Raw genomic sequence first — 13932 nt, forward strand, 5'->3', positions numbered from 1 at the left:
TTATTTTATTGGCAGAATTCTGATTTTATCCTTCTGCACAATAAAGGTTTTTTGTGGTCCGTCGTCCAGCATAAACATCACACAAAAGACAGGTGGTTTACGGGAAACCACCTGTTTTCAGAAGACTGGCCGGAAACCGGATGTCAGTCGCCAACCGGGAAGCGCATGGTCACGAATTCCTCGGCCGCGGATGGGTGCACGGCGACGGTCTCGTCGAACTGGTGATGGTTGGCGTGGTGCGGACCCATCAACCCCTGACAGCTTCGCCGCGTTTAAAACCGCGTGCCGCAAACTGCCCTTTATCCTTGATTGCCATCTGGTGGCGGGAGATTTCTATTACTTCCTGAAAATCCGGGCTCGCGACATGGCCGATTTCAATCACCTGCATGGCGATCAACTGATTGCGCTTCCCGGTGTGCGGCAAACGCGAACGTTTTTCGTGATGAAAGAGGTTGTCGATAATGCGCCGTTGGCGTTTTAAATACGCCTGACCTTAGTACCCGAGAAAGCTTTTTACCATGATCATGACAGTCGCCTCCCTGCAACACCGGACGCAGATAAAGTCACGAAATCGCTGCTGACGTTAACAATTCGTGTATTTCCTCAGCTATTTCATTAACTGTATGAGTTGCGGTACTTCTCGCAACTTTATCGGCCAAAGATGGACTAAAATCTATGACCTGTTGCTTCGTTATATGATGCCAAATTGGAAGAAGAACCTGATCACCACCAACAGCTCTCGTAACGATTCCGTCTAGCTCATAGTTGGTCCATCCTTTTTTTATAAAAGATGGTGATAGGACCACCAAACCAACTCTACTATTAGCCAATCCTTTATCTATTTTCTGCCGAAGACTGTCCCCAATTCTTAATGTCATTTCATCATACCAGACGTTTAATCCTTTGGCGAATAATGCATTAGCCAATGGACGAACCAACTCTTCCTTATCTTCCGATGCATGAGAGATGAATACGTCATAGACTTCCCCATCCCCCCTTGAAGAAACTGAGTCATGGTAGTGAACCAAACTCGGAATTTCCGACAGTGGGCGCTCTTGAATATCCGGCAAGACTCCAGGAAGCACCCTAACTGACGCGTTAGTACTTCCACGCAATCCCTGCATATCAACGACAACATACCAGTGACCCGAGCGATCAGTCTGTAGCCGGACAGGAGATCTTCGTGCTAGCCCCCCTATATATCTATGTCGCCGACCATTTCTATAATTTGAGAATTCCGAACTCGTCATCAAGCGAATATTCGCACCACTGGTTAAGGTCACCTCGACTACTTCCCCACGACCTATATTCCCCAAATCGAATTGAAGAAAATTCACAACCTAACCTTTCAAACCATGCAAATGCACAAACCCACTTCAATAGACTGCAAAACACATAGAAAACTACAAACATTCAGAAACTAAGCATCCTCAATATCATCGCGCTTCAATTCCGCCGACGGATCTTCCAAATACTCGCCCCCCCCAATTATTTTATATTTCAATTGCCTAAGACTATTAGAATAATAATCCTCTGCTGCCTTCCACGATTTGAATATCCTACAGCGAATCTTAGAAACAAAAACTTGCGGCTGAAGGGCTAAAAACAGGCCAGATGTAGAGGTTATTTTATCGAAAATGTCCTTCCTAATTTCATTATCCCCAGGCAAAAGACTAGGATTAAAATTGTTGAACGTGTAATTCCTAAGGCCTTCCTTTATTTTAACCCAATCAATTTGGTCAACCTGCACCTTAGAGTCACCTATTTTATTATCAGATTTATTCCTAACATCATTTAAGTTTGGTCCGATAAAATTTAGATACTTAAAAAGCTCAAATGATCCTTGGTAGAACAAGCTTTCCGATATCACAACAACGTCTACGTCGGATTCTTCTTTAAACTCTCTACCAAACTTATTTGGAGACGTACTAAATCCTAATTTCGCACTTCCGACGATACAAACGTCTTGCGAGCCAACAGAAAAACGTTCTGCAACTTGCTCGCGAAATATCACGTATTTCATAGGGCTTTCTGAGAAAACGTAAGGCGTTCCCTCCAACAAAAACACCTTCGCTACAATATTATGAGAGTCAACCGAAACAATCAAAGACTTAAATTCTTCAGAAGATACTTTAACTCTACCATCTAACAACTCAAGAAGATTTTCTGTATTCCGCCCTATCACAGAAGATACCACCCCCTTCTCAATTGACACAGCAGAATCAACTTCGACAGTTTTATTATAATTTGATTTACCCATCAAAATACCCCAACATATAATGAAAGTAGATTAGCACCTTTCCACATCAGCAATTTAAAATACACTTAATCAGCAGACAATTTCCACTTAAAGATGCTCAAACAGCCCAACTTCTCCAATCGCACCAAAACCCGCAGAACTCACCATCCGCAAACGAAAACAGGCGGCCACATTGGCCGCCTGTTTGTTACCGAAGACGGGAAAACTCAGTCACCAACCGGGAAGCGCATGGTCACGAATTCTTCCGCCGCCGACGGATGCACCGCGACGGTCTGGTCGAACTGGGCCTTGGTTGCGCCCATGCGGACCGCAATGCCGATACCCTGGATGATTTCGGCGGCGTCCGGGCCGACCATGTGCGCACCAAGAACGACGTCGGTGGTTTTATCGACGATGAGTTTCATCAGCGTTTTTTCATCGCGCCCCGAAAGAGTATGGCGCATTGGTTTGAAGGTCGATTTGTAAATGACGACTTCGCCCCCCTTCGCGCGGGCTTCTTCCTCGCTCAGGCCAACCGTGCCGACCGGTGGCTGGCTGAACACCGCGGTCGGGATGGCGTTATAGGACATCGACCACGGTTTGCCGCCAAATACCGTATCGGCGAACGCCATGCCTTCCTTGATCGCGACCGGGGTCAGTTGGACATGATCGCGGACATCGCCAACCGCATAGATATTTGGCACGCTGGTTTGCAGACCCGCATTGGTGATGATGGCACTATTATCCTTAAGCTCCACCCCGACCTCCTCAAGCCCCATGCCATGGGTTTTCGGTTTGCGGCCGGTGGCAAACATGATGGCATCGACAACCTGATGTCCGCCGCCGGTCAGAGTCAGGGAAAGCGTCCCGTCGTCATTTTTGCTGATCGCGGTGACATTGGTGTTCAGCTTAAGGTCGATACCTTTTTTGACGATTTCCCGGGCCAGGTGTTCGCGAATATCATGATCAAAACCGCGCAAAATCTGATCGCCGCGATAGAATTGCGTCACCTGCGCGCCAAGGCCTGCGAAAATCCCGGCAAATTCAACCGCGATATAGCCGCCGCCAACCACTGCAATCCGTTCGGGCAGATCGTCAAGGTGGAAGGCCTCGTTGGAGGAAATCGCGTGCTCGACACCGGGAATATCGGGCAGTGATGGCGTGCCGCCCACCGCAATCAGGATACGATCCGCCGTTACGGTTTTATCGCCGACGGCAATGGTGTGTGCATCCTTAAGCACCGCGCGGCTTTCGAACAGTTCGATGTTCGATCCCGCCAAAAGCTTTTTATAGATGCCATTCAGGCGATCAATTTCCGCATCCTTGTTGGCAATCAGCTTTTTCCAGCTAAAGCTGGGTTCGCCCGGAAGGGTCCAGCCATAGGCGGCCGCATCTTCGAAATCCTCGGCAAAATGTGCGCCGTAAACCAGAAGCTTTTTGGGCACACAGCCACGAATGACACAGGTGCCGCCAACGCGGCTTTCCTCGGCAATCGCGACCTTTGCCCCATAGCCAGATGCAACGCGTGCGGCCCGCACGCCGCCCGATCCGGCACCGATGACAAACAGGTCATAATCATAATCCGACATGCGGAAATCCTTATTTCTCGATCATTGTGATCATTGCGTGATATGGGGCCAAATGTAGGGCGGAAATCACAAGAGTCGAGGCAAAAGCCGCCCCTTTGCAATGAATTTCGTGTTATCGCGCTGAAAACCGCCCCTGTGATGCCGGTTGACCAGCCGAAGATAGCATTTGGTAATTTTCTTGCTATATGCTGGAAAGAGCCGGTGATTTGATGAACGGCCCCACAACACAGGAACAACGCCCATGAGTGACCGGATGACAGGTCAAGACGCATCGTTTGACAATGCCCCGCAATATGCAGATACGCGCGGCGGCAATACGGCTGTCGTCTGTTACGGCCTGATGATCGCGACCCTGTTTACCGCCTTTGCCACCGGTCTGATCGCGCTGATCGTTGCCTATGTCGCGCGCGAGGATGATGATCACTGGACCAACAGCCATTACACATTCATCATCCGCACATTCTGGATCAGCATCCTTTATGCGATCATTCTGGGCTTTTTCACGCTGGTGATCGGCTGGGTGCCGCTTCTGGGCTGGGCGATTGTCGGCCTGATGGCGCTTTATACCACCGCGTGGTTTATCGGGCGCAACGTGATTGGCGTTTTGCGCGCGCTTAACGGCAGCCCGATTGATAATCCGAAAAGCTGGTTCTTCGGATAAGATCACACTGATTTGGCGCAATCGGTTTTGTCCGATTGCGCCCGACTCCCCACCCCGTTAAAGTCGGGTTTGCGGACGCACACACGACACGGACAGGGAGTCGCATCGCCATGGGTTCGATGCAACCGGCCAAAATGCGCTGGGAAAATCTGCTTTCACCACACCGGCTTGATTTTCGGGATGGCAAGATTCGCCTGCCCGAAGGCGATCCGCATCCAAGCCCGGATGGCAGAAGCCCGTTCCAGATCGATGTCGACCGGATCATTTTTTCATCCTCGTTCCGCCGCCTTCAGAACAAGACACAGGTTCATCCGCTTTCGGAAAACGACCATGTGCATACCCGCCTGACCCACACGATCGAGGTCGGATCGGTCGGGCAGTCGCTAGGCCTGATGGCCGGTGCGCATATCGTCAAACACCTGCCAAAAGACAGCCCGATCACCATCGCCGATATCGGTTACATGGTGCAGGCCGCGTGCCTTGCCCATGATATCGGCAACCCGCCATTCGGCCATTCGGGCGAGGATGCGATCAATGAATGGTTCACCACATCGCGCCTTGCCAAGGAAGAACTGACCGGACGGCTGACCGGACCGGAGCTTGAAGATCTGCGGCATTTCGAAGGGAATGCGCAAGGGCTCCGCATCATCAGCCAGCTTGAAATGAAGCGGTTTGACGGTGGGCTGAACCTGACTTACGGCACACTTGGCAGCTTCATCAAATATCCGCGCAGCACGTCGGTGCCCGATGCGCGCCGAAAGGAATATACCGGGCTTAAGAAACCCGGATATTATCAGGCGGAACGCGACATTGCCCATGCGATTGCCAATGTTTGCGGGTTATCGCCGCTTGACGGGTTTGACGGGGCGTGGCGACGCCATCCGCTGGTCTATCTGGTCGAGGCGGCCGATGACATCTGCTATTCGGTGGTCGATCTTGAAGATGGCTGGGAACTTAATTGTGTGAGTTTCGAGCAGGTCGAACGTGCCCTTGCCCCGATTGCCCGCCACCCGGAAAAATATCCGGGTGATGCCGAAAAACGCTGGGCCGATTTGCGGGCCGAGCCTTGGTATGCCGAGAAATCGGAAGACGACCGGATAGGTTTTTTGCGTGGCAAGGCAATTGGCAATCTGGTGAAGGCGGCGGTTGATGCCTTTATCGCGCATGAGGACGCGTTGCTTTCGGGCACACTGGAAGGTGATCTGCTGGCCAATACGCCGCTTGGCAAGGATGCCAGACAGTGCAAGATGCTGGCGGTCGAGCGGATTTATAACGCGCCGCATGTCCTGCCGATTGAAATGGCCGGGTTCGAGGTGATCAATGGCCTGCTTGACAGCTTTGTCCGGGCGGCAATCGACATTGAAGAACATAAAACGCATGGCAAGCGCCTGCCGCCGCAGGCCGACCGGATCGACAAACTTCTGTCGGGCAAGCTTTCGGAAGCAGACGGGCTTTATGCCCGGATCATGCGGGTGATGGATTATATTTCCGGCATGACGGACCGCTATGCGGTGACGCTGTTTCGCAAGCTTCAGGGCATTACGATTTAACGCGAAAGCCCGGCAGGTTCGCCCGCCTAAGATATTGATAAATATACCATTCTTGCCGAACTGAGCTTTGACGAGGAATTATTTCCGGTTTTCCGGAAGAAAGTTCTTGATTTGTTCTTTTGATTGTGGCATAAAGATAAAGTCAACAGGACAAATGGGTCCGGAGACAAAACCCGCAAAGCGTGATTCGCTTTTGCGGGTTTTTGCGTTTCGGGCGGCAAAAACAGGAATGAGACGATGACAGGGCAGCGATCTGACAGGCTGCAATGGCGGGGGTGGCATCGCCAAAGGAGCATCTCTGGCGCATGGAAAAGCCATTACGGCGGTGGTGCGTCTGGGCCGTAAGGCCGCGGGAAATTTGCGAAAAACGGGTGTTTATCATGACGGGAGAAATGTGCCTTTAGGGCAAGGGTGTTGGTTCGGAGCAGGGATAGCCGGGGCGAAGCGAAGTTGGTCCGGTCCGGTTCAGTCCGGGGTCAGTCCGGTCGGTGAAGTGTGACAATGCCGAGAATCAGCGGGCCCGAATTGCGCCCGGATTGGATCGGCACGGGATCGTCTGGTCGGGTTGCCGGGGTGGCTGGTGGGGAGCGGCTGGCAGGATCGGTTGCCAGCGGGCCTATGGTGCGTTCGGAGATGCCGAAGGGCCGGTCATCGATGGCGGGATTTGTGTGCCTGCCATGCGGCAACGTTGTTGCCCTTGGGGTGATGTGCGTTTGCGGCGTCAACCGAGGGCGGCGGGTGTTTGCTCGGGGCAGCAGCAGGGTCAGGGGCGTGGTCCGTCCGTTCGGTGGCGTTTGGCGATGCCGGGGGCAGCGGGGTTGGTTGGCTGGCTGGATTGGTTTGGCGATGGATCAAAACCGTCATTCCGGGCGGAGCAGAGCGCAGCCCCGGAATCCATGACCCATTGAAAGAGACTGGATTCCCGCCGTCGCGGGAATGACGATCAGGTTGAGAATGCTTTGTCAGCGGTCTGGGCTTGGCTGGCGGGAGTGGCCTGGCGATTGATCAAAACCGTCATTCCGGGCGGAGCAGAGCGCAGACCCGGAATCCATGCCCGATTGGAAGAGACTGGATTCCCGCCGTCGCGGGAATGACGATCTGGTTAGGAGGGCTTTGTCAGCGGTCCGGGGTTGGTTGGCTGGCTGGCTGGATTGGCTTGGCGATGGATCAAAACCGTCATTCCGGGCGCAGCGCAGACCCGGAATCCATGCTCCATTGAAACGAAATGACGATCAGGTCGGGAAGGCTTTGCCCGCAATCTGAAAAGCCCGGCACAAGGACCGGGCTTTGATTTTCAGATGATGTAGTGGATGCCGCATTCGGTTTTGTCCTGCCCGGCCCAGCGACCGGCACGGACATCGGTTGAATTGGGATCAACCCGATCCGTGCATGGCATGCAGCCAATCGACAGGAAGCCTTCGGCTTCGAGCGGATGATGTGGCAAGGCGCGGTTTTCAAAGATATCTTCGATATCAGCCCGGTTATAACCCGCCAGCGGGTTGATCTTGATCCGGGTTCCGGCGGTTTCGATCACGGGCAATTGCCCGCGTTCGCCACCGTGGAAGCGTTTGCGCCCGGTCAGCCACGCGTCATAGCCCTTGAGCGCACGTTGCAGTGGTTCGACCTTCCGCAGATAGCAGCATTTGGCGGTATCCGTGGCAAACAGCATGCCGTTGGGATCATCGGCTGCCAGAAGCGTTTCATCCGGGCGCATGATCTGGATATTGGTCAGGCCAAGCTGATCAACGAGCTGTTCACGATAACGATGGGTTTCGCCAAACAGCTTGCGGGTATCCAGGAAGATCACCGGCAGGTTGGGATCGACTTCGGAGACAAGGGCGAGCAGTGCCGCGGCCTCTGTCCCAAACGACGAGGTCATGGTGATTTTGCCGTGGAATTCCTCGTGCACCATCGGTTCGATCAGGGAAATGCCCTGCAAATGGCCGTATCGCGACAGCAGATCAGCCGCACGGACTTCGGCCTCCTCGACCGACATAGAGCCGCCGGTGACAATGTCTTCTTCGCGCATGACGGTCATCACAACCATCCCCGACGGTCGATATAATCGTCCGTCATTTTCAGGAGCTGTTTCATGTCCGCCCCTTCGGCCTTCCATTTTTCACGCTGACCGGAAAGCTCGCGCAGGCGCTGATCCCATTTGGGCACCAGCCAGTTTTCAATCGCACGGCGAATACGCCCGGCCAGACGCGGGCTGTGCCCGTTGGTCGAAACCGTAATCATCAGATCACCGCGCGTGACCCGCGCTGGCGAGAAAAAATCACAGTATTCCTTGACGTCCTCGACATTGGCGATCGTGCCGACGGCCTTGGCGATGGCGGCCAGCTCGGCGGCCTTTTCGTGCGGCAAATCGACAATAAACAGGATTGCGGCCGCGTTGACATCGGCCGAATTCGGGAGATAGCGGTGCAACCGGTCGCCGGCCTGGTCCACCAGTTCGGCAATCGGGTCTTCGGCATAAACGGTGACGTATCTCGCCCCATCACCGTCAAGCTGGCGCAAACGGTTCAGGGTTGCCTGACCATTGCCCACCAGCGCGACCGAAAGCCGCGCAAGGTCCAGATTGATGGGAAACATCGTCGATCCTCAAAAGAAAGTTTCTGTTGGTTGATTAGGGTCAGGACCCATTAATTTGTTTGAAATGGTCAATCAGATTTGTGCGGATACGCGGAGCAAAACCGCAGGAAGATAAATATCTTTCAAGGTCTTGCGACAAAGTAGCCCGTGCAAATCCGATTGATCCGAAGGACAGGCGTTATATTTGCGAACTCCGGCGTCAAACCCCTTGTCCGGGATACCGACCCGCACGGCGGGCTTTTCCTTGGATTTCGCAAATATAACGCCTGCCATTCCAATCAAATTAATGGGTCCTGACCCTAACTATGATTGTGTATATCGGACAATTCAATACATTTTTTATGTGTTTTATATTTATAGAACACTATTTATTGCGCAAATAGGTTTCGTGATCCGGCCTCGGTGACGGCCGTAAAAGCATTACGGTGAAGCTTTTCCTGCACTTTTTGAAATTTCATCCTATATTGGGCGCGAAATTAAGCGCTTCGCATGACAAAGAGATCCCGCCGATGTCCCCGATTGAGCATACCAGCAGCGTTTCATCCGCCCTGCCCCATACCGCCGCCACAGCCCCCGCCCCGCACAGGAATGTTGCGATGTGGCTGTTTTTTGTGGCGGCCATGGTGTTCATCATGGTGGTGATTGGCGGCCTGACGCGGTTGACCGAGTCCGGGTTATCCATCGTGGAATGGCGGCCCTTTACCGGGATCATCCCGCCGATGAACGAGGCGGACTGGATGGCGCTTTATCAGCAATACAGCCAGTATCCGGAATTCCAGAAGATCAATGCCTGGATGTCGGTCGAGGATTTCAAATCGATCTTCTGGCTGGAATTCATTCACCGGCTTTGGGGCCGGTTGATTGGCGTCGTGTTCTTTGTGCCCTTCGTCTGGTTCCTTGCCAAAAAATCCATTGATGGCGCGACCAAATGGAAGCTTTGGGGGCTGTTCATCCTTGGCGGGTTGCAAGGCGCAATGGGCTGGTACATGGTCATGAGCGGCCTTGTCGACCGCCCCGATGTCAGCCAGTACCGCCTGACCGCGCATTTTGGTCTGGCGCTGGTGATTTTCATCGCGTTGATGTGGGTCGGGCTTAACCAGTATGCCCCGCGCGGCATTTCAACCCATGCCTCAAAACGCGGCTGGCAGCTTCTGGCGCTGATCGTGTTTACCGCCCTTTCGGGTGGCTTTGTTGCCGGGATCAATGCCGGACATACCTATAACACCTTCCCGCTGATGGACGGGCAACTGATCCCCGATGGGCTGTTTGTCTATAGCCCCGCATGGCTGGCCCCGTTTGAGGACCATATGACGGTGCAGTGGGATCACCGGTGGCTCGCGAAACTGACCTTTGTCATGGTGATCCTGTTCTGGTGGCGGGCCGGGAAATGGAACCTGACACCGCAGCAACGCCTTGCCACGCATCTGGTGCTGGCGGCGGTTTGCCTTCAGGTGACATTGGGGATTTCAACGTTGCTGAGTGTGGTGTGGCTGCCGCTGGGTGTGGCGCATCAGGCGGGGGCGGTGGTGCTTGTGGGGGCTGCGACCTATGCGGTTTACAGGTTGTCGGGAGATCGGGGTGCTTGAAGGGGTTTGATGGCAGAATACCGGTGTACCCATAATCCGGTAACAGGAAAGTAAATCTGGCCCCTTTTTACCCTAGACTAGCGAAGCCACTGATGGGCCCAAACAATGATTTTTGCAAAGAGTTCATTGGCCAGCTGAAACTCGGCATAGGAGATTATCATGAGCTCTAATAGCGGAAGCTTCAATGACCTTGAATCACGCTATGCCAAAATCCGAGAGGGAAACCGACAAGCAATTATCGAGAATGATATCGTTGTCGACCCCCTGCCCCAGCCAGGCGAACTTCGCTGGGGAATAAGCACTGTGTTCAGGCCGAAGTTAAGCGCAGAACTTTGGAGAGATATTGCGGACCTGCGAAATACCATGGGTGAGGTCCACGCTGCGTATGACCCAAACAGCGTTCATGTCACTGTCCGTTCGAATGAAGGTTTCCGGGCGAACATCGTCGCTAACGATTCAGATGTGGCCGGATACGCTGATGCTATGAAAGCTGTCATAGAGGGCCACCAGCCGTTTGAAGTCACATTCAAAGGTATGATTGGCGTAAGAACCGGTGTGCTACTTTGCGGGTATCCTCATTTTGACCTCATCGAACTGAGGAAGAAATACTTCCTCGAGCTTGGGGCGCGGAACCTTGTTCGTCCGGGACCTGAGCCTACGATTGAGAATGTGCGAAACACTTGTCACGCCAGTATGGTCATGTTTTCTGAGCCGCTATCTGACGCAAAGATGTTTACTGCGCACCTTGATAAATTGGTAAATCGAGACTACGGCACAGTAGTCATCGAAGAATTCGATATAGTCTCTTACTCTCGCACCCTCAGTCAGATTAAGACTGTCACGCATGCTACAGTTCCGGTAAGCAAAGTTAAGAAAAGCTCATTCTGATGAGCCTTAGAAGTTGCGCGAGCAAAAGGAGACAGATTTAATTAATTAGCGTTCTACTATTCAGCTCAGGATAGAGCTGCATCGGTTACGTAGTCTGCAACGTGACCGTCCGGCGAACCAACTCTCGACGGTATGAAGGTATCACATTATGCTCTGGCCTGAGCGTAATGCCAGAGCAGAAGTTCATGCCCTCGTTTTGGTATCGGCAACGGTGTAAGCGGCCTTAGGCGCAATGGCTTGGTAGCCAAGAACCAGTTTCGAATAACTCTTTGCAGCCCCCAAGCTTATGCCTTTTCATATCCACCAAAGGCATCCCGCACGATATTCTCCAGCATAGACACTTCCGTATCTGTCAAAGCTTCAAATTCCTTGTTTCGGCGGCGTTTGGGGAGTTCCCATTGATTCTGGCGCATAAACATAATGAAGTCTTCTGCGAGTCTATCGGGCATTTCTATTGCCTCCATAATGGCCCTCATGGCTTCATCATGTCGGCGGATGTAATCAATTTCGCGCGGGAGGTCGTGCTCAACCGTGTGACGCACACAGGCATAAAGGAACTCGGCCTCATCGGTGCAATCATAATAGCGATATAAGTCAGCGGTATCGTTTAACACCTCGACATTACGCTCTGGTGTCGGCTGCCACTCAATGTAGCGCATCAAGGGGCCTGAATGTCCCTGAAGCGTGGCCTTGTAAGCATCAATCCGATCAAGCATGACCGACGACACGGGGAATACCATACCCGGAGGTGTGAACTTGCGCTCTGCCAGCACATGCTGGATCAAGCAGCGATGAAGACGCCCGTTACCATCTTCATGGGGGTGAACATACACAAACCCGAAGGCCGTAGCCGCGGCTTGAAGAACGGCGTCAAGGCCAGCCTCACGCATACGTGTGTTTGCCTCGATCAGGCCTGCCGTCAAGTTTTCGAGATCGTCGGGGCAAGCTCCTATAAATTCGGGTAGTGGCTCCCCATATCGGTCCCGCTCGCCCAAGAAAACCCCATCCTGGCGGAGCCCGACCTGAATGAACCGATTATCCTCAATCAGAACACCGTGAAGGCGAATGATCTCCGCCATATCAAGTGGGTTCTTGCCTGCTTGCTGAACCGCCTTCCCCCACCGTTCAAGACGACTTCTGGGCGGACGCTCCCCTTCAATCTCAAAGCTGGCACGGCTGTCGGCCAAAAGCATAAAGCTCGCCGCGCGCGCGATGATATGCTTGCCTATTCGCCCCACGGTCTCATGTGCTTTATCGGCCAGCATCAATGTGCAGAAATCTTCTAACGCTGGCGTACGACGAATGACGGGGCAAAACCGCGCATTTCCAAGCAGGTTATCGCGCACCTTATGACGCTTGGACGGACGAGACTCTGCTGTAAAGTATGCCTTGGGGTCGAGAAGATCGACAAAGGCCACATTTGGCGCGTCCGGCACGTCCAATTGATTGCCAGTGAGTGTCTCATACAGAAACCATGCGCGCCGCGACGGCGCACCGGTGGGCGCAGATAACACAAAGGCTTTCATCTCACCCGGATCAATGGCATCAAACACCCGCTTGAGAACCAGTAAATCCATGGCTTCATGTTTAAGCGCAAAGGTGAGGTGATCCCCGAACGTCTCGCCGAGCAAGAACCGTTTGTCGAAGACTTTCCAGCCTCCTTCGACCCTGGAGCCACCTCGTATGTGTTTTTCCGAGACACAGCACGCAACGCGCACGGGAGCCTGCACATCAAGTGCATAAACAAGCGCAGACAGGCCGATAAGCGTTGTTCCCTCAGGGACAAGCTCATCCTGAAATGCGAGAGGCGTCGCCGAAACGAAGTGCATATGCCGTAAATCTTTCGCGCATGTCGTATTTCTTTCTATTTAACAGGATAATGTCGAAAAACATTCCCATCAAGCTTTGTCGTAAAACATTCGCAGATGTCGTATTATGCTAAAAAACAAGCATATTCGTCGTAATTCAATCGCAAATGCCATAAAAAGGGATTTTCAGGCACCCTCATCCCTCCTCGCGATGCAGCACCTTTTTGATGCGGCGCATCGATATCCAATGGCGGCGAGGACGACGGGCACGGCGATGCCGGTGGCTGGCGAAACTAACCTTTATCGCGGTGCTTCTATTCTGGTAGCGGGCCGGAAAATGGAATCTGACACCGCAGCAACGCTTTGCCACGCATCTGGTGCTGGCGAGGTTTGATGGCAGAACATGCGCACATCAAAAGCCGCTGCTAAAAATAAATCTGTCCCCTTATGTTCAGACATTGATGAAAATCGTGCCGGAAGACAGCAAGCTAGTGGCAGAAGTCAAATTGGCCAATCGCAATCCCGGTTTTGTCGATATCGGCCAGAAAACCCGGATAAAGGTTGAAACATTCGAGTTTACCAAGTTCGGTGCGATTGAAGGAACGGTGATCGATATGTCGCCTGATGCGGTTGTCGATGAAAAGCTGGGGCCGGTTTACTTGGCCAAGATCGAACTGGCGCAGTAATATCTGACGGTGAGCGAGCGAGAAGCGCCACTGCACCCCGGAATGACGGTCAGGGCCGATATCCAAACCGGCGAGCGTCGTTTACTGGAATATGTACTCGGGCCGATGTTGCGCTATCGGGATGAGAGTTTGAGGGAGAGGTAAGGTGTCATTCGGTTTGAGTCGACAGCTAATTAGTTTGGGGGGAGATTTTGAAATATGACTGTTGATAAGAGGTATATTTTCGCAACTTTGTTATGCGTTGTTTATTATGTTTCATTATCTGTTTTGTCATTAAATGATTTATACAAAATAGAATTTTTTGATTATTTTGCAATTATTTTGTATTCC

Annotated in this window: 13 protein-coding genes and 2 pseudogenes; 8 read left to right on the plus strand and 7 right to left on the minus strand. The window is 52.6% G+C overall.

The features are described 5' to 3' along the window. Window positions 1-218: 218 nt before the first annotated feature. Window positions 219-481: pseudogene (locus tag BC440_RS00930) on the plus strand (Lrp/AsnC ligand binding domain-containing protein); the annotation flags it as partial. 82 nt (window positions 482-563) lie between these two features. On the opposite strand, the gene BC440_RS00935 reads toward BC440_RS00930, so the two are convergent. From BC440_RS00935 to gor, 4 genes and pseudogenes are all read right to left on the minus strand, one after another. Beyond that, window positions 564-1070: a toll/interleukin-1 receptor domain-containing protein gene (locus BC440_RS00935; RefSeq protein WP_247643510.1), complete on the minus strand. Its 507-nt coding sequence runs from the start codon at window positions 1068-1070 to the stop codon at window positions 564-566. Window positions 1071-1088: 18 nt separating this feature from the next. Then, window positions 1089-1337, minus strand: a pseudogene (locus tag BC440_RS23665) (DUF1883 domain-containing protein); the annotation flags it as partial. An 83-nt stretch (window positions 1338-1420) separates the two neighbouring features. Continuing rightward, window positions 1421-2260, minus strand: a complete 840-nt coding sequence (locus BC440_RS00940; RefSeq protein ID WP_071239411.1) for a hypothetical protein — start codon at window positions 2258-2260, stop codon at window positions 1421-1423. Between the two features lie 206 nt (window positions 2261-2466). After that, window positions 2467-3828, minus strand: a complete 1362-nt coding sequence (gor, locus tag BC440_RS00945; RefSeq protein WP_071239412.1) for a glutathione-disulfide reductase — start codon at window positions 3826-3828, stop codon at window positions 2467-2469. Between the two features lie 253 nt (window positions 3829-4081). Here gor and BC440_RS00950 point away from each other — a divergent pair, with 253 nt between their 5' ends. The 3 genes from BC440_RS00950 to BC440_RS22530 all read left to right on the plus strand — a co-directional run bounded on the left by BC440_RS00950 (window position 4082) and on the right by BC440_RS22530 (window position 6947). Next, window positions 4082-4489: a hypothetical protein gene (locus tag BC440_RS00950; RefSeq protein WP_247643511.1), complete on the plus strand. Its 408-nt coding sequence runs from the start codon at window positions 4082-4084 to the stop codon at window positions 4487-4489. Window positions 4490-4599: 110 nt separating this feature from the next. Continuing rightward, the gene (locus tag BC440_RS00955; protein WP_083379282.1) at window positions 4600-6039 is read left to right on the plus strand and encodes a deoxyguanosinetriphosphate triphosphohydrolase; all 1440 of its coding nucleotides are present in this window, start codon (window positions 4600-4602) and stop codon (window positions 6037-6039) included. A gap of 488 nt (window positions 6040-6527) precedes the next feature. Continuing rightward, the gene (locus BC440_RS22530; protein WP_139192061.1) at window positions 6528-6947 is read left to right on the plus strand and encodes a hypothetical protein; all 420 of its coding nucleotides are present in this window, start codon (window positions 6528-6530) and stop codon (window positions 6945-6947) included. A gap of 386 nt (window positions 6948-7333) precedes the next feature. Here the strand turns inward: BC440_RS22530 and BC440_RS00965 are convergent, their stop codons facing one another. Together BC440_RS00965 and BC440_RS00970 are read right to left on the minus strand one after the other, a co-directional pair. Next, window positions 7334-8086, minus strand: coding sequence for a phosphoadenylyl-sulfate reductase (locus BC440_RS00965; protein ID WP_082822707.1), 753 nt, complete (start codon window positions 8084-8086; stop codon window positions 7334-7336). Then, window positions 8077-8634 (minus strand): NAD(P)-dependent oxidoreductase, encoded by a 558-nt coding sequence (locus tag BC440_RS00970; RefSeq protein ID WP_037991171.1) that lies wholly within the window; start codon window positions 8632-8634, stop codon window positions 8077-8079. Before BC440_RS00970 ends, BC440_RS00965 begins: the two co-directional genes overlap by 10 nt. Before the next feature lie 509 nt (window positions 8635-9143). Between BC440_RS00970 and BC440_RS00980 the strand changes: the two genes are divergently transcribed. Continuing rightward, a complete protein-coding gene (locus tag BC440_RS00980; protein ID WP_247643512.1) occupies window positions 9144-10220 on the plus strand; it encodes a COX15/CtaA family protein in 1077 nt (358 codons plus the stop codon). Window positions 10221-10379: 159 nt separating this feature from the next. After that, the gene (locus BC440_RS00985; RefSeq protein ID WP_071239417.1) at window positions 10380-11108 is read left to right on the plus strand and encodes a hypothetical protein; all 729 of its coding nucleotides are present in this window, start codon (window positions 10380-10382) and stop codon (window positions 11106-11108) included. Window positions 11109-11392: 284 nt separating this feature from the next. Here the strand turns inward: BC440_RS00985 and BC440_RS00990 are convergent, their stop codons facing one another. Continuing rightward, window positions 11393-12937, minus strand: a complete 1545-nt coding sequence (locus BC440_RS00990; RefSeq protein WP_071239418.1) for a Fic family protein — start codon at window positions 12935-12937, stop codon at window positions 11393-11395. 106 nt (window positions 12938-13043) lie between these two features. Between BC440_RS00990 and BC440_RS22535 the strand changes: the two genes are divergently transcribed. Beyond that, the gene (locus BC440_RS22535; protein ID WP_139192062.1) at window positions 13044-13310 is read left to right on the plus strand and encodes a hypothetical protein; all 267 of its coding nucleotides are present in this window, start codon (window positions 13044-13046) and stop codon (window positions 13308-13310) included. Between the two features lie 67 nt (window positions 13311-13377). Next, complete coding sequence (locus BC440_RS00995) at window positions 13378-13602, plus strand: hypothetical protein (protein WP_139192063.1); 225 nt, start codon at window positions 13378-13380, stop codon at window positions 13600-13602. Window positions 13603-13932 lie beyond the last annotated feature (330 nt).

Origin of the sequence: Thalassospira sp. MIT1004, assembly GCF_001858545.1 — a bacterium.
GTDB lineage: Bacteria > Pseudomonadota > Alphaproteobacteria > Rhodospirillales > Thalassospiraceae > Thalassospira > Thalassospira xiamenensis.

Coding starts and splice junctions, on each gene's coding strand:
- BC440_RS00940 (WP_071239411.1), bottom strand. CDS start 2,260: ATGGGTAAATCAAATTATAATAAAACTGTCGAAGTTGATTCTGCTGTG.
- gor (WP_071239412.1), bottom strand. CDS start 3,828: ATGTCGGATTATGATTATGACCTGTTTGTCATCGGTGCCGGATCGGGC.
- BC440_RS00950 (WP_247643511.1), top strand. CDS start 4,082: ATGACAGGTCAAGACGCATCGTTTGACAATGCCCCGCAATATGCAGAT.
- BC440_RS00955 (WP_083379282.1), top strand. CDS start 4,600: ATGGGTTCGATGCAACCGGCCAAAATGCGCTGGGAAAATCTGCTTTCA.
- BC440_RS00965 (WP_082822707.1), bottom strand. CDS start 8,086: ATGGTTGTGATGACCGTCATGCGCGAAGAAGACATTGTCACCGGCGGC.
- BC440_RS00970 (WP_037991171.1), bottom strand. CDS start 8,634: ATGTTTCCCATCAATCTGGACCTTGCGCGGCTTTCGGTCGCGCTGGTG.
- BC440_RS00980 (WP_247643512.1), top strand. CDS start 9,144: ATGTCCCCGATTGAGCATACCAGCAGCGTTTCATCCGCCCTGCCCCAT.
- BC440_RS00985 (WP_071239417.1), top strand. CDS start 10,380: ATGAGCTCTAATAGCGGAAGCTTCAATGACCTTGAATCACGCTATGCC.
- BC440_RS00990 (WP_071239418.1), bottom strand. CDS start 12,937: ATGCACTTCGTTTCGGCGACGCCTCTCGCATTTCAGGATGAGCTTGTC.
- BC440_RS22535 (WP_139192062.1), top strand. CDS start 13,044: ATGCTAAAAAACAAGCATATTCGTCGTAATTCAATCGCAAATGCCATA.
- BC440_RS00995 (WP_139192063.1), top strand. CDS start 13,378: ATGAAAATCGTGCCGGAAGACAGCAAGCTAGTGGCAGAAGTCAAATTG.